Annotated in this window: 17 protein-coding genes; 12 read left to right on the top strand and 5 right to left on the bottom strand. The window is 55.1% G+C overall.

Annotated features, from left to right (window positions below):
- The first annotated feature begins 5 nt into the window (after positions 1-5).
- The 5 genes from phoR to proY all read left to right on the top strand — a co-directional run bounded on the left by phoR (position 6) and on the right by proY (position 6,752).
- Positions 6-1,316, top strand: a complete 1,311-nt coding sequence (phoR, locus tag FD744_RS08225; protein ID WP_160867947.1) for a phosphate regulon sensor histidine kinase PhoR — start codon at positions 6-8, stop codon at positions 1,314-1,316.
- A 93-nt stretch (positions 1,317-1,409) separates the two neighbouring features.
- A complete protein-coding gene (locus FD744_RS08220; RefSeq protein WP_045833908.1) occupies positions 1,410-2,330 on the top strand; it encodes a PstS family phosphate ABC transporter substrate-binding protein in 921 nt (306 codons plus the stop codon).
- Between the two features lie 173 nt (positions 2,331-2,503).
- A complete protein-coding gene (locus FD744_RS08215) occupies positions 2,504-3,607 on the top strand; it encodes a cobalamin-independent methionine synthase II family protein (RefSeq protein WP_058961453.1) in 1,104 nt (367 codons plus the stop codon).
- A gap of 402 nt (positions 3,608-4,009) precedes the next feature.
- Complete coding sequence (gene brnQ, locus FD744_RS08210) at positions 4,010-5,329, top strand: branched-chain amino acid transporter carrier protein BrnQ (RefSeq protein ID WP_160867946.1); 1,320 nt, start codon at positions 4,010-4,012, stop codon at positions 5,327-5,329.
- 67 nt (positions 5,330-5,396) lie between these two features.
- Positions 5,397-6,752: a proline-specific permease ProY gene (gene proY, locus FD744_RS08205; RefSeq protein ID WP_160867945.1), complete on the top strand. Its 1,356-nt coding sequence runs from the start codon at positions 5,397-5,399 to the stop codon at positions 6,750-6,752.
- 127 nt (positions 6,753-6,879) lie between these two features.
- On the opposite strand, the gene FD744_RS08200 is transcribed toward proY, so the two are convergent.
- The 3 genes from FD744_RS08200 to FD744_RS08190 form a co-directional block, all read right to left on the bottom strand.
- Positions 6,880-8,832, bottom strand: a complete 1,953-nt coding sequence (locus FD744_RS08200; protein ID WP_160867944.1) for an acyltransferase family protein — start codon at positions 8,830-8,832, stop codon at positions 6,880-6,882.
- A gap of 282 nt (positions 8,833-9,114) precedes the next feature.
- Positions 9,115-9,924 (bottom strand): inositol monophosphatase, encoded by an 810-nt coding sequence (locus FD744_RS08195; protein WP_097117506.1) that lies wholly within the window; start codon positions 9,922-9,924, stop codon positions 9,115-9,117.
- Positions 9,925-10,088: 164 nt separating this feature from the next.
- Positions 10,089-10,670 (bottom strand): ACP phosphodiesterase, encoded by a 582-nt coding sequence (locus FD744_RS08190; protein WP_097117505.1) that lies wholly within the window; start codon positions 10,668-10,670, stop codon positions 10,089-10,091.
- Between the two features lie 105 nt (positions 10,671-10,775).
- Between FD744_RS08190 and queA the strand changes: the two genes are divergently transcribed.
- The 5 genes from queA to secF are packed head-to-tail and all read left to right on the top strand — an operon-like array spanning position 10,776 to position 16,219.
- Positions 10,776-11,846 (top strand): tRNA preQ1(34) S-adenosylmethionine ribosyltransferase-isomerase QueA, encoded by a 1,071-nt coding sequence (gene queA / locus FD744_RS08185; RefSeq protein WP_058961447.1) that lies wholly within the window; start codon positions 10,776-10,778, stop codon positions 11,844-11,846.
- A gap of 38 nt (positions 11,847-11,884) precedes the next feature.
- Positions 11,885-13,009, top strand: a complete 1,125-nt coding sequence (gene tgt / locus FD744_RS08180) for a tRNA guanosine(34) transglycosylase Tgt (RefSeq protein ID WP_160867943.1) — start codon at positions 11,885-11,887, stop codon at positions 13,007-13,009.
- 25 nt (positions 13,010-13,034) lie between these two features.
- Positions 13,035-13,367, top strand: coding sequence for a preprotein translocase subunit YajC (yajC, locus tag FD744_RS08175; RefSeq protein WP_034831018.1), 333 nt, complete (start codon positions 13,035-13,037; stop codon positions 13,365-13,367).
- Positions 13,368-13,392: 25 nt separating this feature from the next.
- Positions 13,393-15,240 (top strand): protein translocase subunit SecD, encoded by a 1,848-nt coding sequence (gene secD, locus FD744_RS08170; protein ID WP_160867942.1) that lies wholly within the window; start codon positions 13,393-13,395, stop codon positions 15,238-15,240.
- A gap of 10 nt (positions 15,241-15,250) precedes the next feature.
- Positions 15,251-16,219 (top strand): protein translocase subunit SecF, encoded by a 969-nt coding sequence (gene secF, locus FD744_RS08165; RefSeq protein ID WP_160867941.1) that lies wholly within the window; start codon positions 15,251-15,253, stop codon positions 16,217-16,219.
- Between the two features lie 61 nt (positions 16,220-16,280).
- On the opposite strand, the gene FD744_RS08160 is transcribed toward secF, so the two are convergent.
- Both FD744_RS08160 and lysM read right to left on the bottom strand, forming a co-directional pair.
- Entirely contained in the window at positions 16,281-16,844 is a 564-nt protein-coding gene (locus tag FD744_RS08160) for a DUF3251 domain-containing protein (RefSeq protein WP_160867940.1), read from the bottom strand.
- Between the two features lie 15 nt (positions 16,845-16,859).
- Entirely contained in the window at positions 16,860-17,297 is a 438-nt protein-coding gene (gene lysM, locus FD744_RS08155; RefSeq protein WP_045833917.1) for a peptidoglycan-binding protein LysM, read from the bottom strand.
- 172 nt (positions 17,298-17,469) lie between these two features.
- Here lysM and nrdR point away from each other — a divergent pair, with 172 nt between their 5' ends.
- Both nrdR and ribD read left to right on the top strand, forming a co-directional pair.
- Positions 17,470-17,919 (top strand): transcriptional regulator NrdR, encoded by a 450-nt coding sequence (nrdR, locus tag FD744_RS08150; RefSeq protein WP_034831027.1) that lies wholly within the window; start codon positions 17,470-17,472, stop codon positions 17,917-17,919.
- A gap of 3 nt (positions 17,920-17,922) precedes the next feature.
- The gene (gene ribD, locus FD744_RS08145) at positions 17,923-19,026 is read left to right on the top strand and encodes a bifunctional diaminohydroxyphosphoribosylaminopyrimidine deaminase/5-amino-6-(5-phosphoribosylamino)uracil reductase RibD (RefSeq protein WP_160867939.1); all 1,104 of its coding nucleotides are present in this window, start codon (positions 17,923-17,925) and stop codon (positions 19,024-19,026) included.
- Positions 19,027-19,089 lie beyond the last annotated feature (63 nt).

Here is a 19,089-nt window from a genome sequence, read left to right as displayed (position 1 = left end):
TTACCGTGCTGGAACGACTCTCCTGGAAGAGATTATTGACTGAGCTGGCGCTGGTCTGTTTGCCCGCGCTGGTGCTTGGTCTGTTGTTCGGTTATCTGCCCTGGCTACTGCTGATTGCGGTGTCGGGTGTGATGTTTTGGCACTTTAGAAATCTGATGCGTCTGTCGCACTGGCTGTGGGTCGATCGTTCCATGACGCCGCCCGCCGGTCGCGGTAGCTGGGAGCCCTTGTTCTACGGCTTGTACCAGATGCAACTGCGTAACCGCCGTCGACGTCGCGAGCTGGGTAACCTGATTAAGCGCTTTCGTAGCGGCGCGGAATCCCTGCCGGATGCAGTGATCCTGACCACCGAAGAGGGCACCATTTTCTGGTGCAACGGGCTGGCACAACAGCATCTCGGGCTGCGCTGGCCGGAAGATAATGGCCAGAACATCCTCAACTTGCTGCGCTATCCTGAGTTTTCCCGCTATATTCGCCAACGCGATTTTGACAAGCCGCTGACGCTGGTGCTGAACAATCAACATCATATGGAATTCCGTGTGATGCCCTATAGCGAAGGGCAGTGGTTGATGGTGGCGCGCGATGTCACCCAAATGCACCAGCTGGAAGGGGCGCGGCGTAACTTCTTTGCCAACGTCAGTCATGAACTGCGTACGCCGTTAACGGTGCTGCAGGGCTATCTGGAGATGATGGACGATGCGACGATGAACGAGCGCACGCGCGGCAAGGCGTTGCATACCATGCAGGAGCAAACGCGTCGCATGGATAGCCTGGTGAAACAGCTGCTGACTTTGTCACGTATCGAGGCCGCACCGGCTATCGATCTCAAAGAGACGGTGGATGTTCCGGGCATGCTGCAACTGTTGCAGCGCGAGGCGGAAACGCTGAGCCAGGGTCGGCACAGCATTCATTTCCGCACCGATCCGCACCTCAAAGTCTTCGGTAATGATGAACAGCTGCGCAGCGCCATTTCCAATCTGGTGTACAACGCGGTGAATCACACGCCGGAAGGGACGCGCCTCGATATTAGCTGGCTGCGTAACAAAGAGGGCGCGGAGTTCAAAGTGTGCGATAACGGACCGGGGATCAGCGAGGAGCATTTGCCGCGCCTCACCGAGCGTTTCTATCGGGTGGATAAAGCCCGATCGCGCGCCACCGGGGGCAGTGGCTTAGGGTTGGCGATCGTTAAGCATGCATTGAGCCACCATAATGCACGGCTGGAAATCACCAGTATTCCGCATCAGGAAACCTGTTTTAGTTTCGTGCTGCCGCCACGTTTGATTGTGGCGAAGAGCGTGCACAGTAAGGTCAGTTAAGCACGATGAAGTGGCGCAATTGATTGCGTGATGAATCGCGGCGCGACAGAATGTGCAGTTCAATGTTCCTGACCTGATTTGCGGAAAAACCTGATGAGATCGCTGTTGCTGTTCACGTTGCTGCTGTGCTCTACGCTGGCACAAAGCCAACAAACCATGCTCACCGGCAATTTGAGCAGCGTCGGTTCCGATACCCTCGGCTATCTGATGACCTTATGGGGCGAGGATTTCAGCCGCCAGTCACCGGGCGTTAACGTTCAGGTACAGGCGGCTGGATCCTCAACCGCACCCACCGCGCTGGCGGCAGGCGCTGCCCAGCTCGGGGCGATGAGCCGCCCGATGCAAATTGATGAACGCCAACTGTTTACCACGCGCTACGGCTATCCCCCGCTGGCGGTGCCGGTGGCGATGGATGCGCTGGTGGTGGTGGTCAATCAGGACAACCCGCTAACGCGTATCGATCAACCGCAACTCGATGCCCTTTTCTCTGTCACTCGTCTGTGTGGTGCGCACTCGGTGCCGCAGCACTGGGGCGATCTTGGCCTCAACCAGGGAGATTGGGCGCGACGCAGTATTCAGCGTTTTGGCCGTAATTCGGCATCAGGTACCTGGGGCTTCTTCAAACAGCAGGCGCTGTGTAAAGGGGATTTCCGCTCGGACGTCGCGGAGTTTCCCGGCTCGGCGGCGGTGGTGCAGGCCGTCGCGGCAACACCCAACAGCATTGGTTATGCCAGTTTTGGTTTTCACTTAAGCGGCGTGAAGATGGTGCCCATCGTCACTGCCAGCGGCGATAGCGTGATGCCGGACGCCGAAACCATTCGCAGCGGCCGCTATCCGTGGTCGCGTCCGCTCTATATTTACGTCAATAAAGCGCCGGGCAAACCGCTGCCGCCGCTGGTGAATGCGTTCCTGCATCAGGTGTTATCACCTGAAGGGCAGCGCCGGGTAACTGAAGCCGGTTATTTGCCACTTTCCGAAAGCCAGATGGCCCAGGCACGTGCCGCCATTGAGTAAAATGGAAGAACGAGCACCCGATCATGAATTTTATTCACGTCACCTGAATTTTCTTCCATTGCCCAATTTGTTTCAGCATGTCACTCTTTCTGGACATTTAGCCATCCAGATGGCTATAAATAACCGGGTGAAATTATACCCTGACGCAATTATGCGTTTAGCCAGGAGTGAACATGCCACAACAACAACCGTTCCGTGCCGATACCGTCGGCAGTTTTCTGCGTCCTGCGGCGATCAAGCAAGCGCGCGTGCAGTTTGCCAATGGCGAGATCACGGCTGAGCAGCTGCGTCAGGTAGAAGATAAAGAAATCCGCCACGTGGTCGAGCAGCAGCGCGCTAACGGCCTGCAAGTGGTCACCGACGGCGAGTTCCGTCGCGCCTGGTGGCACTTTGACTTCTTTGGCGATCTGCAAGGCGTTGAGCTATTTGAAGCGGAGCAGGGCATCCAGTTCAACGGCGTGCAAACCAAAGCGCACGGCGTGAAAGTCACCGGCAAGGTGGCCTTTAATCCACATCACCCGATGCTGGATCACTTCCGCTTCCTGAAAAGCATTGCGGGCGACGCCGTGGCGAAAATGACCATCCCAAGCCCAAGCGTGCTGCACTTCCGTGGTGGCCGTAAAGTGATCGATGCCACCGTCTATCCCGATCTGAAAGAGTACTTTGCTGACCTGGCGCAGACATACAAAGATGCGATCGCGGCTTTCTACGCGGCGGGCTGCCGTTTTCTGCAGCTGGATGACACTGTTTGGGCTTACCTGTGCTCTTCGGATCAGCAGCAGCAGATCCGTGAGCGCGGTGAAGATCCGCAGGAACTGGCGCGTATTTACGCTGAGGTGCTGAACAAAGCGCTGGAAGATAAACCAGCTGACCTGACCATTGGTCTGCATGTGTGCCGCGGCAACTTCCGCTCAACCTGGATTTCCGAAGGTGGCTATGAGCCGGTGGCCGAGATTCTGTTTGGTCAGGTGAATATCGATGCTTACTTCCTCGAATATGACAACGAGCGTTCCGGTGGTTTTGAGCCGCTGCGCTTTATCAAACCCGGCCATCAGCAAGTGGTATTGGGTCTGATCACGACTAAGAACGGTGAACTGGAAGATCCGGAGCAGGTGAAAGCGCGCCTGCAGGAAGCTTCGCAGTTCGTTAGCCTGAACCAGATTTGCCTCAGCCCACAGTGTGGCTTTGCTTCAACGGAAGAGGGCAACAGCCTGACGGAAGCGCAACAGTGGCAGAAGATTCGTCTGGTGGTCGATATCGCCAATCAGGTGTGGTGATGCTGTAAACTTGTGCAAACAGGCGCGTAAATCGCGCCTTTTGTGCATTTTAAAGCCTGGTTTTGCGAGGAGATCTCCCGTGATGCGGAAACTTTAAGCAAATCATCTGAGGTGTTTTCACGCTATTCCCCGCTGATACACTGCTTTGAGTCACTTTCTTGCTATATCCTTCTGGTTTTCCGATCCCGTATTGCCTTTCTTCGCTATAAACGTTTTAATTTGCGCCGTTGTCGATTTATCCCTCTGCTAACAGAAGAAAAGTAGATTAAATCACCTGCGCTTTAACGATTAGGCCCGCATAACGCTCTGAACTCATCAGATAAGCCTTTGTTTTTGTGCATGCAGAGGACAACACGCACTCAACTTCCACCGCAACATCAGCTACAGGCAGTACAGAAGTTTATGACACATCGTTTAACCTCCAAGGATATCCTGGCGCTGGGCTTCATGACGTTTGCCCTGTTCGTAGGCGCAGGAAACATTATCTTTCCACCGATGGTGGGGATTCAGTCTGGCGAACACGTCTGGGTTGCCGCTTTCGGCTTTCTTATTACGGCCGTTGGCTTGCCGGTGATGACCGTTATCGCCCTGGCGCGCGTGGGCGGCGGCATTGATGCTCTCAGCTCACCGATTGGCAAAGCCGCAGGTCTGTTGCTGGCAACGGTTTGCTATCTGGCAGTGGGCCCACTGTTCGCCACGCCGCGTACGGCGACCGTGTCGTTTGAAGTGGGGATTGCTCCGCTGACCGGTGATGGCGCGCTGCCGCTGTTTATCTACAGCCTGATTTATTTTGCGCTGGTGATTGGCATTTCCCTGTATCCTGGCAAATTGCTGGACACTGTCGGCCACTTCCTCGCTCCGCTGAAAATCGTGGCGCTGACCATTCTCGGTCTGGCAGCACTGCTGTGGCCGGCCGGTGGTATCGCGCCTGCTACGGCTGATTACCAGCGTGCGGCCTTCTCCAGCGGCTTCGTTAACGGCTATCTGACGATGGATACGCTGGGTGCGCTGGTGTTTGGTATTGTTATCGTCAATGCGGCACGTTCTCGCGGCGTTGAAGATGCGAAACTGCTGACCCGTTACACCATGCTGGCGGGCGTGATTGCCGGTGTTGGCTTGACGCTGGTGTATCTGAGCCTGTTCAAACTCGGTTCTGGCAGTGCTGGCCTGGTTGATCAGAATGCCAATGGTGCAGCGATTCTGCATGCGTATGTGCAGCAGACCTTTGGCGGCATGGGCAGCTTCTTCCTGGCAGCACTGATCTTCGTGGCCTGCATGGTGACGGCGGTTGGCCTAACCTGCGCCTGTGCGGAATTCTTTGCGCAATACCTGCCGTTGTCGTATAAAGCGCTGGTGTTTATTCTGGGTCTGTTCTCCATGGTGGTGTCGAATCTCGGCCTGAGCCACCTGATTCAGATCTCGATTCCGGTGCTGACGGCGATTTATCCACCGTGCATCGTGCTGGTGGTGCTGAGCTTCACCCTGAAATGGTGGAATAAGAGCGCACGTATTATCGCGCCAACCATGCTGGTGAGCCTGCTGTTTGGCATCGTTGATGCCATCAAAACCACCAATTTTAAAGATGTGCTGCCGCTGTTTAGCCAGCATCTGCCACTGGCCGATCAGGGACTCTCCTGGTTGCCGCCATCGCTGGTGATGCTGGTGATTGCCGCGGTGGTCGATCGGGCAAAAGGACGCGAACAGGTCGCTGCCCACTCGTAATCGACATTGCTGTTAATTTCAACCACGGGCTTGCCCGTGGTTTTTTCATTTACAAGGTATTGGTGTTATGCAAGAAACCAACAAGCTCAAACGCGGACTGAGCACGCGCCACATCCGTTTTATGGCGCTGGGATCGGCAATCGGTACCGGGCTGTTTTACGGCTCGGCGGATGCGATCAAAATGGCAGGCCCCAGCGTGCTGCTGGCGTACATCATCGGCGGTGCGGTGGCGTACATCATCATGCGTGCTTTGGGTGAGATGTCAGTGAATAACCCGCAGGCCAGCTCGTTTTCGCGCTACGCGCAGGACTATCTGGGGCCGTTAGCAGGTTACATCACCGGCTGGACCTACTGTTTTGAAATCCTGATTGTGGCGATTGCCGACGTGACGGCTTTTGGTATCTACATGGGCGTGTGGTTCCCGGAAGTACCGCACTGGATTTGGGTGCTGTCGGTGGTGCTGATTATCGGTGCCATTAACCTGATGAGCGTGAAGGTGTTTGGTGAAGTCGAGTTCTGGTTCTCCTTCTTCAAAGTCGCCACCATTATCATCATGATCATCGCCGGTTTTGGCATGATTTTCTGGGGCATCGGCAACGGCGGTCAGCCTACGGGTATCCATAATCTGTGGACCAACGGCGGCTTCTTCGCTCACGGCATTGTCGGCATGCTGCTGTCACTGCAAATGGTGATGTTTGCCTATGGCGGCATTGAAATTATCGGTATCACCGCCGGTGAAGCGGAAGAGCCTGAGAAGTCGATTCCGCGCGCCATCAACTCGGTTCCGCTGCGCATTCTGGTGTTCTATGTCGGCACGCTGTTTGTCATCATGTCGATCTATCCGTGGAACCAGGTCGGCACCTCCGGCAGTCCTTTTGTGCTGACTTTCCAGCATCTGGGCATTGCGGCGGCGGCATCGATTCTTAACTTTGTGGTATTGACAGCGTCACTGTCGGCGATCAACAGCGACGTGTTTGGCGTCGGGCGTATGCTGCACGGCATGGCGCAGCAGGGCCATGCGCCGAAGATGTTCCAGAAGGTCTCGGATCGCGGGATTCCGTGGGTCACCGTGCTGGTGATGATGGTGGCGATGCTGATCGCCGTGTATCTCAACTACCTGATGCCGGAAAAAGTGTTCCTGGTGATCGCGTCGCTGGCGACCTTCGCCACGGTGTGGGTGTGGATCATGATTCTGCTGTCGCAAATCGCGTTTCGCCGCAAAATTGGCAAAGAGCAGGCGGGCAAGCTGCAATTCGCTCTGCCAGGCGGCAGCAAAACCGCCTGGATTGGCGTGGCTTTCCTGGTGTTCATCATTGCCTTGATCGGTTATTTCCCTGACACGCGCGTGTCGCTGTATGTTGGCTTCGCGTGGATTGTGCTGCTGTTGCTGGCCTGGCCGCTGGCGAAAAAGCGGAAAGCCTGATCATTCTGATGCGCATAACGGGTGGGATGTTTGCCCGTTAAGCGTGGAAGGATAGGTAGTGTTCAGGGCGGGAGAGATTCCCGCCCTGAGCTTTTAAGTATGATGAAAAGCGCAGGCCGAAGCACGACTACCAGTTGCTACCCAACGCAATCTCTCCGCCCGCCGGGCTCAGGTGATTGTCATCATAATAGAGCGGCAATCCTCCGCTGGTGATCAAACAGCCCTGCTCATTACACAGATTCTCTCGCAGCGATAACACGCGTACGCCTTGTTGCTTATAGCGCTGCAATAATTTCTCCACGGCCTCTTCCGGGAACTGAAACAATCTGGTGCGCTCAGAGAGCAGCGGCGGAGCTTCCCACTTGCTCAGCCAGGCGCTCAGTTCGCGACGAATCGGAATGTTACGGTTATTGCTGTAGCGCAGCGGGTCAACGTCCACTGAAGGCGCATCCTCTATTACCGTGACCTTTTTGCCCGCCTGAGTCAGCTGAGCCACCACGCGATCCATACCCGCTTGCAGCGCCTCCAGATTACTCTTTTCAGGATGATCGGTTTCGCGGAAACCGGCACCGGGCAACAGGCTCATACCCGATGCCCAATAGGCGCTGATCACCACTTCGTCCACCTTGTCGCTCAGCACCATCTTCAGCACTTCCTGATTAAAAGTGATGCATTGCTGCGCATGATGTGGCATTTGGCTCACCACGCGCGTGGCACCAATCAGAAACGGGCAGGAGGCTTTGGTGAGTTGATACAGCGGTTTATGCTGACGTTGTGCATAGCCCGACACCGAAGCACGTAGTGCGGCAGCGTGACTGTCGCCAATTAAGGCGATACCGGGGCGATCGGTGTTTGGATGACACTCCTCATGCCCGGAGGGCAGGTTAGCCCCGTAATCAAGCAAGCACGGATTACGCTGCGCCGAGATTTTCCAGCTGTCCGCATTCACGACGAGTTCACTAACCCGCGATTTCATGCCCCCGGTTTGCCACAACAGCAGCATCGCACCCGCCGCAATCAGGGATGAGGCACAGTAGCCGGGGATTACCCAACGCGTGCCCATGCGCGTCTGGCGGAAGGGCTGCTCGACAAAGCGCCATGAAAACCAGGCCAGACCCAGCGCTGCACCGCAGATCATCAAACCTTGCCAGACGGTAAGGGGGTGATCGCTACAGATGCGCGCCAGACTTAGCAGCGGCCAGTGCCACAGGTACCAGGAATAAGAGATCTTGCCGATAAAGCGCATCAGCGGATTTTCTAACAGTAACTGGTTAAGCTCGCTGCGCGCACCGATCATCAGGCAACCCGCCAGCACGGGAATGATCGCCAACCAGCCCGGAAATTGGCTATGGCTACTAAGCAACAGGCTGGCGGCGATAATCATCACCCAGCCCAGCAGATTGAGCAGGCTGGCCGCTCGGCCGGTGAGGGGTTGTGGTTTCCACAGCGCCAGCAGCACACCGGCACCGAGTTCCCAGGCGCGGGTTGGCAACAGATAAAAGGCGTGGGTGGTGGCAAACGGTGTGATCCCGATACAGGCCACCAAAGAGATCACACTCAGTATCAGTACCACAGAGCGCATCGAACGTTTGAGTCGTACGGCCAAAAGCAGAATGAATGGCAGCACAATATAGAACTGTTCTTCTATTCCCAATGACCAGGTCATGAGCAGGGGATTTAAATCGGAATCGGTACTGAAATAGTCACCGCTCTTGAGTAGCAGCATATTGGGTACGGCGATAAATACCGCCAGGCTGTATTTGGCCAGCTGGCTGAACTCTAGCGGTGAGAGCAGGATGAAGCCCAGTAGCAGCAATATCGTCATCATGAAAAATAACGCGGGAGCGATACGTTTAATGCGGCGTAAATAGAATTGATAAAATGAGAAGCGACCCTCGGATATTTCCTTGCTGATAATACCGCCGATCAGAAAGCCGGAAATAACAAAGAAGAGGTCGACACCAATAAAGCCACCCTGCAGCGAGGTGACGCCGGAGTGAAAGAGTACCACCAGAATGATGGCGACGGCGCGCAGGCCGTCAATATCCGCCCGATAATGGTGAGAGGCATTCGCAGTCATAATTTAACCCAGAAGTTTGGATAAGAATGGTTATGCGTTCCAGAAAAAATAAATCGGCGCATCCTGTCGCCGAAAAAAGTTACAAAGGAGAAACATGGGTATTACAAGGGATGATTGACGCTGACAGAATACGCGCTTTTAGCCGCTAAATATCAGGGCGGAAGAAAATTAGAATAATCGCAGATTAAGGTGGTATTTGTATTTACACCGCTGAAGCATAAATAGCGAAAAGATAAGCCCGGATTATCCTTCAGGCTTATCTTTCATGATGTGGTGAATCGGCTACAGGCTGATATGCGCGGGTAACAGTGCTTTGAGCTGAGGGTAGATAACGCTATTGGCGAGCAGCACAGGATTGCCCTGCTGCAGACCGTTGTGACCAAGGTAATCATTGGTTATGCCGCCGGCCTCACGCATCAATACAATACCGGGTAAACCGTCCCACGGATTCATATGCGCTTCGTAATAACCAATTAAACGACCAGCGGCGGCCCAGGCACTCATTAATGCGCCAGAGCCATTACGGATGAACATCCCGCCCTGTGACAGCAAGCCACCAATAAAGGCTGTCAGCGGCTCTACCGGCTGACTGTTCGAACTGCTGATGCCGAGCACGCCCTGATTGAGATGCTGAGCGCTGTGCGCCTGAATGCGCTTTTCATTGACCCAGGCACCTTTACCGCGACAGGCATGGAAGGTCTCATGATGGTTGGGATCGCAGACCACGCCAATTACCGGCTCATTTTCACAGACAATCGCCAGTGACACGCACCAATTATGTAATCCATTCAGGAAGTTACTGGTGCCATCAATCGGGTCAATCACCCAGACAAAGCGCGCACCTGTAGTTTCACCACCGCTCTCTTCACCCAGCACGGCGTCATCGGGAAAGCGTTCGTAAATCAGGTGCTTGACCAATTCTTCCACGTTGCGGTCGGCTTCGCTAACCACATCCTGTAAATCCTTTTTATGCTCAATCACCAGTTGATGACGCTGCTGATACCAGGATAAAGCGCGGCTGGCTGCAGTTTTAGCGACATCACAGGCAAAGTGATAACGCGCGTCAAGTTCGGTTAGCGTAGCTGATGACATCTTTCCCTCTTATCATTTTCTGGCAAACGAAGTGACAAAAAACGCCGAAAAAGGCGATCTGGCGGTGTGACCTACTTAACAAAAGTTAAGAAAGGTTTCATTAAGCCGCAGATGACTGCGGCTGGCAAGAGGCGGAAATGCAGGGATTGTGAAAAAAAGCGGGTTTAGAGTTGCTGGTGGCGCGCAGCGTCCATCAGGCGCGGATAGAACTGGAAGAACAGCGGTTCAAGTTGCTGATAATGATCGACAAAATCCTGATAGGAGTCGCGCAGTGCTGCCAGACGCGGGCGGCGATGTGCCATACCGCTCAATACGCGGGCCAGCCGCGTTGGTTCGGCATAGTGCTCAAACCAGCGCTCGCGCCACATCACCGAATTGAGTTCGATGAATCCTTCTGGCGTGCCGGGCAGTTGCGGCATGATTTCACGCTCGGCTGCCGCCGTGAACGCGACCAGCGATTGGGAAGGGTGCAGCTGGTCCCAGTGCAGCGCGAGGAAGTGATCCCAGATGACATCCAACGTGATGGGCGCAACGCGACGAGTTTCAGCGCGAAAGAATTGCCGCGCTTCACGCACTTCCGGCAGGTTATCCGTCAAAACATCCAGTCGGCGATGCATAGCGATGCCCGCCACAACCGGTTCCGGCCATTGCGATTGCACATTGCCGCGCACGAAGTCGGCCATCAGATTGCCCAGCAGGGAGCTGTCTGCCAGCTGTGCGAGGTGAAGGTGAGCGAGAAAGTTCATGGCGCATTATAGGCAGAATCACAGATATGCAGCCAGTTGTTCAGAATTTGCCGCTTTTCCGCTAAACTATGCCGCCTGTTTTTTGAGTCCTGAAAGAAGTGATGCATGCGTGTAGCCGATTTTGCTTTTGAGTTGCCAGAATCTTTGATCGCCCACTATCCGCAGGCGCAGCGCAGCGGTTGCCGCTTGCTGGCGCTGGATGGCCCAAGTGGGGCGTTAAGCCATGAAGTGTTTACCGACGTACTGGATAAACTCAATCCGGGCGACCTGCTGGTGTTTAACAATACCCGCGTGATCCCAGCGCGTGTCTTCGGCCGAAAAGCCAGTGGCGGCAAAATCGAGATGCTGGTAGAGCGCATGCTGGATGACAAACGCGTGCTGGCGCACGTGCGTGCCTCAAAAGCGCCGAAGCCGGGTGCAGAGCTGCTGCTGGGCGATGACGAAAGCGTCAAAGCCACCATGGTCGCGCGCCACGATACGCTGTTTGAAATCGAATTTGCCGATGACCGCGCAGTGCTGGATATCCTTAACAGCGTCGGCCATATGCCGTTGCCGCCGTATATTGATCGTCCGGATGAAGAAGCAGACCGTGAACTTTATCAAACCGTTTACAGCGCGCGTCCGGGTGCGGTAGCCGCACCGACCGCCGGTTTGCATTTTGATGAACCGTTGCTGGACGCGCTGCGCGCGAAAGGCATCGAAATGGCATTTGTCACGCTGCACGTTGGCGCAGGTACCTTCCAGCCGGTGCGCGTCGAGAACATCAATGACCACATCATGCACTCTGAGTATGCCGAAGTGCCGCAGGATGTGGTGGATGCGGTGCTGGCGTGTAAAGCGCGTGGCAACAAAGTGGTCGCGGTGGGCACCACCTCCGTGCGTTCTCTGGAGAGCGCGGCGCAGGCGGCTCAGGATGCGCTGATTGCACCCTTCTTCGACGACACGCAGATCTTCATCTATCCGGGCTATCACTATCAGGTGATTGATGCGCTGATCACCAACTTCCATCTGCCGGAATCGACGCTGATTATGCTGGTGTCAGCATTTGCCGGTTACAAAAATACCATGGCGGCTTACCAAAGCGCGGTGGCAGAGCAGTACCGTTTCTTTAGCTACGGGGATGCCATGTACATCACCCGTAATCCACAGGCTCCTGACGAAGTGGTTGGAGCTTAATAATCAGACTGTTTCTCTGATTATCTAATGAGGTCAATGTGAAATTTGAATTAGATACCACCGACGGGCGCGCGCGCCGTGGCCGTTTGGTGTTCGATCGTGGTGTGGTGGAAACCCCGGCATTCATGCCTGTGGGCACCTACGGCACCGTGAAGGGCATGACGCCGGAAGAAGTGAAAGACACCGGTGCGCAGATCCTGCTCGGTAATACCTTCCACCTGTGGCTGCGCCCGGGCCAGGAGATCATGAAACTGCACGGTGACCTGCACGATTTCATGAACTGGCAGGGACCGATCCTCACTGACTCCGGCGGCTTTCAGGTGTTCAGCCTCGGTGACATTCGTAAGATCACCGAAGCGGGCGTGCATTTCCGTAACCCGATCAACGGCGATCCGATTTTCCTCGATCCGGAAAAATCGATGGAAATTCAGTACGACCTCGGTTCAGACGTGGTGATGATTTTCGACGAGTGTACGCCGTATCCAGCAGACTGGGATTACGCCAAACGTTCGATGGAGATGTCACTGCGTTGGGCGCAGCGTAGCCGCGATCGCTTTGATTCACTCGGGAATAAAAATGCGCTGTTCGGCATTATTCAGGGCGGTGTTTACGAAGATTTACGAGATGTCTCGGTTAAAGGTCTGGTAGATATCGGCTTTGATGGGTACGCTGTGGGCGGCCTGGCGGTGGGTGAACCTAAAGAGGACATGCACCGTATCCTGGAACACGTCTGTCCGCAAATTCCGCAAGATAAACCGCGTTATTTGATGGGCGTCGGCAAGCCAGAAGATCTGGTGGAAGGCGTTCGCCGCGGTATCGATATGTTTGACTGCGTCATGCCAACGCGTAATGCGCGTAATGGTCACCTGTTTGTGACCGATGGCGTGGTGAAAATCCGTAACGCCAGGTATAAAGATGACACCAGTACGTTGGATGCTGATTGTGATTGCTACACCTGTCGCAATTACAGTCGCGCCTACTTGTATCATCTTGATCGTTGTAACGAAATACTGGGCGCACGTCTGAATACGATTCACAATCTGCGCTATTACCAGCGTCTGATGGCGGGTTTACGTAAGGCCATCGAAGAGGGTAAATTAGAGCACTTTGTTAGCGAGTTCTACCAACGGACGGGTAAAGCGGTTCCACCGTTAAACGTCTGATAATTCTATCAATGAGGGAAATTTAATGAGCTTTTTCATTTCTGACGCCGTTGCCGCAGCAGGCGCTCCGTCTCAGGGAAGTCCTTATTCTCTGGTGATCATGCTGGTGGTGTTTGGTCTGATCTTCTATTTCATGATTCTGCGCCCGCAGCAGAAACGTTCTAAAGATCACAAGAAGCTGATGGATTCCATCTCTAAAGGTGATGAAGTGTTGACCAGCGGTGGCCTGGTAGGTCGTGTGACCAAAGTGGCTGACAACGGCTACGTTTCTATCGCCCTGAACGACACCACTGAAGTAGTTGTAAAACGTGATTTCGTGGCCGCCGTTCTGCCGAAAGGTACTATGAAGGCGCTGTAATTTTTTCTTCCCGAAGGGAACTGCCGTGTTAAACCGTTATCCTTTGTGGAAGTACATCATGCTGGTCGTCGTGATTCTCGTCGGCCTGCTCTATGCGCTTCCTAACCTTTATGGAGAGGATCCGGCCGTTCAGATCACTGGTGCGCGCGGTGGCGCCGCCAGTGAACAGACGTTGGATCAGGTCCAGACTTTATTAAAACAAGATAATATCCAGAGCAAATCCCTCGCTCTGGAAAATGGCGCCATTCTGGCCCGTTTTGACAATCAGGATGCACAGCTGCGCGCGCGTGATGCCATCACTACCGCGTTGGGCGACAACTATGTTGTGGCACTCAACCTCGCGCCGGCAACCCCGCGCTGGCTGACCATGCTGGCTGCACAGCCGATGAAACTCGGTCTTGATCTGCGTGGCGGCGTACACTTCCTGATGGAAGTGGATATGGATACCGCTCTGGGCAAGCTGCAAGAGCAGAATGCCGATGGCCTGCGCAGTGACCTGCGCGACAAAAGCATCCCGTATACCAACGTCAATAAAATCGCTAACTACGGTGTAGAAGTGCGTTTCCGCGACGGCGCCAGCCGTGATGCGGCGATCAGCTACCTGTCACCGCGTCATCGCGATCTGGTGATCTCCAGCGTCGGCAGCGATACGCTGCGTGCGGTGATGACCGATGCGCGTCTGAGCGAAGCCCGTGAGTATGCGGTTCAGCAGAACATCAATATCTTGCGTAACCGTGTGAACCAGCTTGGCGTTGCCGAGCCTCTGGTGCAGCGTCAGGGTTCTGACCGCATCGTGGTGGAACTGCCGGGTATTCAGGATACGGCGCGTGCCAAAGAGATTCTGGGTGCCACTGCGACCCTGGAATTCCGTCTGGTAAACACCACCGTTGATCCAACTGCCGCGGCGAGTGGCCGTGTGCCGGGTGATTCGGAAGTGAAAGAGACGCGTGAAGGCCAGCCAGTGGTGCTGTACAAGCGTGTGATTCTGACCGGTGACCATATTACCGATTCGACGTCCAGCATGGACGAGTACAACCAGCCGCAGGTGAACATTTCACTGGATGGCGCGGGCGGTAACATGATGTCGAACTTCACCAAGGACAACATCGGTAAAGCGATGGCGACCCTGTTTGTGGAGTACAAGGACAGCGGTAAGAAAGACGCCAACGGTCGTGCAATCCTGGTGAAACAGGAGCAGGTGATTAACGTGGCGAACATTCAGTCGCGCCTCGGTAACAGCTTCCGCATCACCGGTATCAACAACCCGAACGAAGCGCGTCAGCTGTCGCTGCTGCTGCGTGCCGGTGCGTTGATCGCGCCAATTCAGATTGTGGAAGAGCGTACCATTGGTCCAACAATGGGCCAGCAGAACATCACTCAGGGTCTCGAAGCCTGCTTGTGGGGTCTGATCGCGTCCATTCTGTTTATGGTGGTGTTCTATAAGAAATTTGGTTTGATTGCGACCAGCGCGCTGCTGTGCAACCTGGTGCTGATTGTCGGCATCATGTCACTGCTGCCGGGTGCGACCCTCACCATGCCGGGGATTGCCGGTATCGTGTTGACGCTGGCGGTTGCTGTCGATGCCAACGTGTTGATTAACGAACGTATTAAAGAAGAACTGCGTAACGGACGCTCGGTACAGCAGGCGATTCACGAAGGCTACAAAGGCGCCTTCTCCAGTATCGTCGACGCCAACGTCACTACGCTGATCAAAGTTATCATTCTTTATGCGGTCGGTACCGGCTCCATTAAAGGCTTTGCGATCACCACCGCTATCGGTATCGCGACCTCAATGTTCACCGCTATCGTCGGCACCCGTGCCATCGTTAACCTGGTTTACGGCGGCAAACGCATCAACAAGCTGTCCATCTGAGGAGTGCGTTGTGGCACAGGAATATAGTATTGAGCAGCTGAACCACGGGCGTAAGGTCGTCGACTTTATGCGCTGGGATACGCTGGCATTCATCATCTCCGGTCTGCTGATTGTGGCGTCTATCGCCATTATCGGTGTGCGAGGCTTCAACTGGGGCCTCGACTTTACCGGCGGAACGGTGATTGAGATTAACCTGGAAAAACCGGCCGATCTGGACGCACTGCGTGAAGGTTTGGTGAAAGCGGGCTTCCAGGAGCCGCTGGTGCAGAACTTTGGCAGCAGCCGTGACGTGATGGTGCGTATGCCGCCAGCCACCGGTGCAGCAGGTCAGGAGCTCGGCAACAAAGTCGTGACCTCCATCAATGAGACGACGCAGCAGAACGCGATCGTGAAGCGCATTGAGTTCGTCGGCCCAAGCGTGGGTAGCGATCTGGCGCAAGCCGGTGCGATGGCGCTGCTGTCGGCACTGATTGCGATTCTGATCTATATCGGCTTCCGCTTTGAGTGGCGTCTGGCGCTGGGTACCGTGCTGGCACTGGCGCATGACGTCATCATCACCTGCGGCATTCTGGCGTTGTCACACATCGAGATCGACCTGACGATTGTCGCGTCACTGATGTCGGTGATTGGTTACTCGCTTAACGATAAAATCGTGGTTTCCGACCGTATTCGTGAGAACTTCCGCAAAATTCGTCGCGGTTCTTCCTACGATATTACTAACGTGTCGCTGACCCAAACGTTAAGCCGTACCCTGATCACCTCGCTGACCACGCTGGCGATGATTCTGATTCTGTTCATCTTTGGTGGTGCGCTGCTGAAAGGCTTCTCGCTGACCATGCTGATCGGTGTCACCATCGGTACCGTTTCATCTATCTATGTTTCTTCTGCTCTGGCATTGAAACTGGGTATGAAGCGTGAACACATGCTGGTGCAGAAAGTGGAGAAAGAGGGCGCAGATCAGCCTTCGATCCTGCCTTAATTCTGCTGATGAAATGAAACGGGCTGCCTAAGGGCAGCCCGTTTTTTTATGCTCCATACGATCAGGGCGCTTTCCCTTTTTCTGCTGCAGGCAACACATCATGCACGCGCACATAGCCGAGTTGCTCCGGCGTCAGTCCGCTCAACCGCAGCGGCACTGTGACAGAACTGCGCGGCGTTAAACTGGCTTCAACCTGAATGGTCTGGCTCAGACTCTCCGCATTCAGCGGTTTGCCACTGGCTGGATCCAGCTCACCCCATACCACGGTGGCGCTCAGCGCGGGGATCGGCTGGTCATCGGTGGAACGGATATTCAGGTTGGCGCGACTACCACTGGCTTCCCCCTCGACGCGAGACAGTGACAGGCGCAATTTGCCCACCTGCGTCTGTAACTCGACGGGAGTGTTGGCTTGCGGCAACAGCCATGCCCCCTGGGTCGATTGCCCATTGAGTTGACCCTGAATTTCCAGCGCCGTTGCCTGATTGGTGAGCTTGCGCATCTGCTGGTTAAGCTGGCTGACTTCCTGATGTAACTCTTTGACCTGCGGTGAAGTCGGCGTTGAACTACAACCACTGAGCACCAGCAGCGAAAGTGCGGCGGGCGCCCAAAACGTCCTGATCGTCATGCATTGTCCTTTCTGTTATTTCGGAATACGTAATACCTGGCCGGGGTAGATCTTATCAGGATGCGTCAGCATTGGCTTGTTTGCTGCGAAAATCTTGTTGTATTCATTGGGATTCCCGTAGACCTGTTTGGAAATCGCACTCAGGGTGTCTCCTTTTTTCACCGTATAGAAATCGGCTTCTGGCGCACTGTCGGTGACGGTGACCTTGTCATCGACCTTGGTAATCCCTGCCACGTTACCGGCGGCCACCAGGATTTTCTCCTTCAGCTCCTGTGAAATGCCATCACCGCTCACGGTAACGGTGTCGCCTTGCACATCGACTTTCACTTTATCGCTGTCAGGTAAGCCGAGTTGATTAATATGATCCTGTAGTTTTTTGCTGGGATCATCAGCGCCGGTGACGGCATCCCATAACTTTTCACCTGCTTCTTTCACGAAATTGAACAGACCCATGTGACCTCCTGCAAATGTGCCGGATTGGCTGTTTAAGCTTAGTGGCTTTTCTTGTTTACAGAGCGTGACATCCTGCGTCTGTGAGCCGGGCGGTGATTCGGTCGCGTGTATTCAGTTGCTTTGAAGATCGCGCTACACTGTGTGGCCTATTTATCTCGCGACAGGAAACGCCATGCATTGCCCCTTCTGCTCCGCTGTGGACACCAAAGTGATTGATTCTCGCCTGGTCAGTGAAGGTTCATCGGTGCGTCGCCGCCGCCAGTGTCTGGTGTGCCATGAGCGTTTTACCACCTTTGAAGTGGCTGAGCTGGTGATGCCGCGCGTGGTGAAAAGCAACGATGTGCGTGAACCCTTTAACGAAGATAAGCTCGCCAGCGGCATGATGAAGGCGCTGGAGAAGCGCCCGGTGAGCGCCGATGCGGTGGATAACGCCGTCAACCACATTAAAACGCAACTGCGTGCCACCGGCGAACGCGAAATTCCCAGCAAGCTGGTCGGTAATCTGGTGATGGAAGAGCTGAAGAAACTCGATAAGGTCGCTTACATCCGTTTTGCTTCTGTATACCGCAGTTTCGAAGATATCCGTGATTTTGGCGAAGAGATCGCCCGCTTACAGGACTAAGCCATGACTGACGAACGCTACATGGCGCGCGCGCTGGAACTGGCGCGTCGCGGACGTTTTACCACCACACCTAATCCTAATGTTGGCTGCGTGATTGTACGCGACGGCGAGATTGTCGGCGAAGGCTGGCATCACCGTGCGGGCGAGCCGCATGCTGAAGTGCACGCGCTGCGCATGGCGGGTGAAAAAGCTAAAGGTGCGACCGCCTATGTCACGCTGGAGCCCTGCAGCCATCATGGCCGCACGCCGCCGTGTTGCGATGCGTTGATCGCTGCGGGCGTCAGTCGCGTGGTGGCGGCAATGCAGGATCCCAATCCGCAAGTGGCGGGACGCGGCTTGTATCGTTTGCAGCAGGCCGGCATTGAAGTCAGCCACGGCTTAATGATGAGCGAAGCGGAAGCATTGAATCGTGGTTTTCTGAAACGTATGCGCACTGGCTTCCCGTGGATTCAGCTCAAACTCGGCGCATCCCTTGATGGGCGCACCGCGATGGCCAGTGGCGAAAGTCAATGGATCACCTCGGCGGCGGCAAGGCGCGATGTGCAACAATTACGTGCCCAGAGTTCGGCTATTCTTACCTCCAGTGCCACCGTGCTGGCAGACGATCCGTCATTAACCGTGCGCTGGGGCGAACTGAATGAAGATGCACGCCAGCAGCTGGATGAAGCCACGCTGCGTCAACCGGTTCGCGTGGTGATTGATAGCCAACAGCGTGTGACGCCGCAACATCGACTGATGAGTCAGCCGGGCGAAACCTGGCTGATGCGCAGTGAAATCGATCAGCAAACCTGGCCAGACAGCGTCAGCCAGATTGCGGTGCCGCTGCGCGGAGAGCAACTGGATCTGGTGGCGATGATGATGTTACTCGGCCAGCGTCAGATTAACTCGGTGTGGGTTGAGGCAGGTGCCGGTTTAGCCGGTGCGCTGTTGCAGGTTGGACTGGTCGATGAACTGATTGTCTATGTGGCACCAAAGCTGCTGGGCAATGCGGCACGCGGCCTGTGTGAACTGCCTGGGCTGGAACGATTGTCCGATGCGCCAGAGCTGAAGTTTAGTGACGTACGCAAGGTTGGCGCGGACCTGCGACTGACCCTGACGCCCGCTTAAGCACCCACTGAAAAGCCTGAGCGCGTTGTCGAAGAGTATGATAGAATCCGCCCCCTTCTGCGG

It is taken from the genome of Pantoea sp. Taur, from assembly GCF_009830025.1.
Taxonomy (GTDB): domain Bacteria; phylum Pseudomonadota; class Gammaproteobacteria; order Enterobacterales; family Enterobacteriaceae; genus Pantoea; species Pantoea communis.
This window is presented reverse-complemented; position numbering and strand designations above follow the sequence as displayed.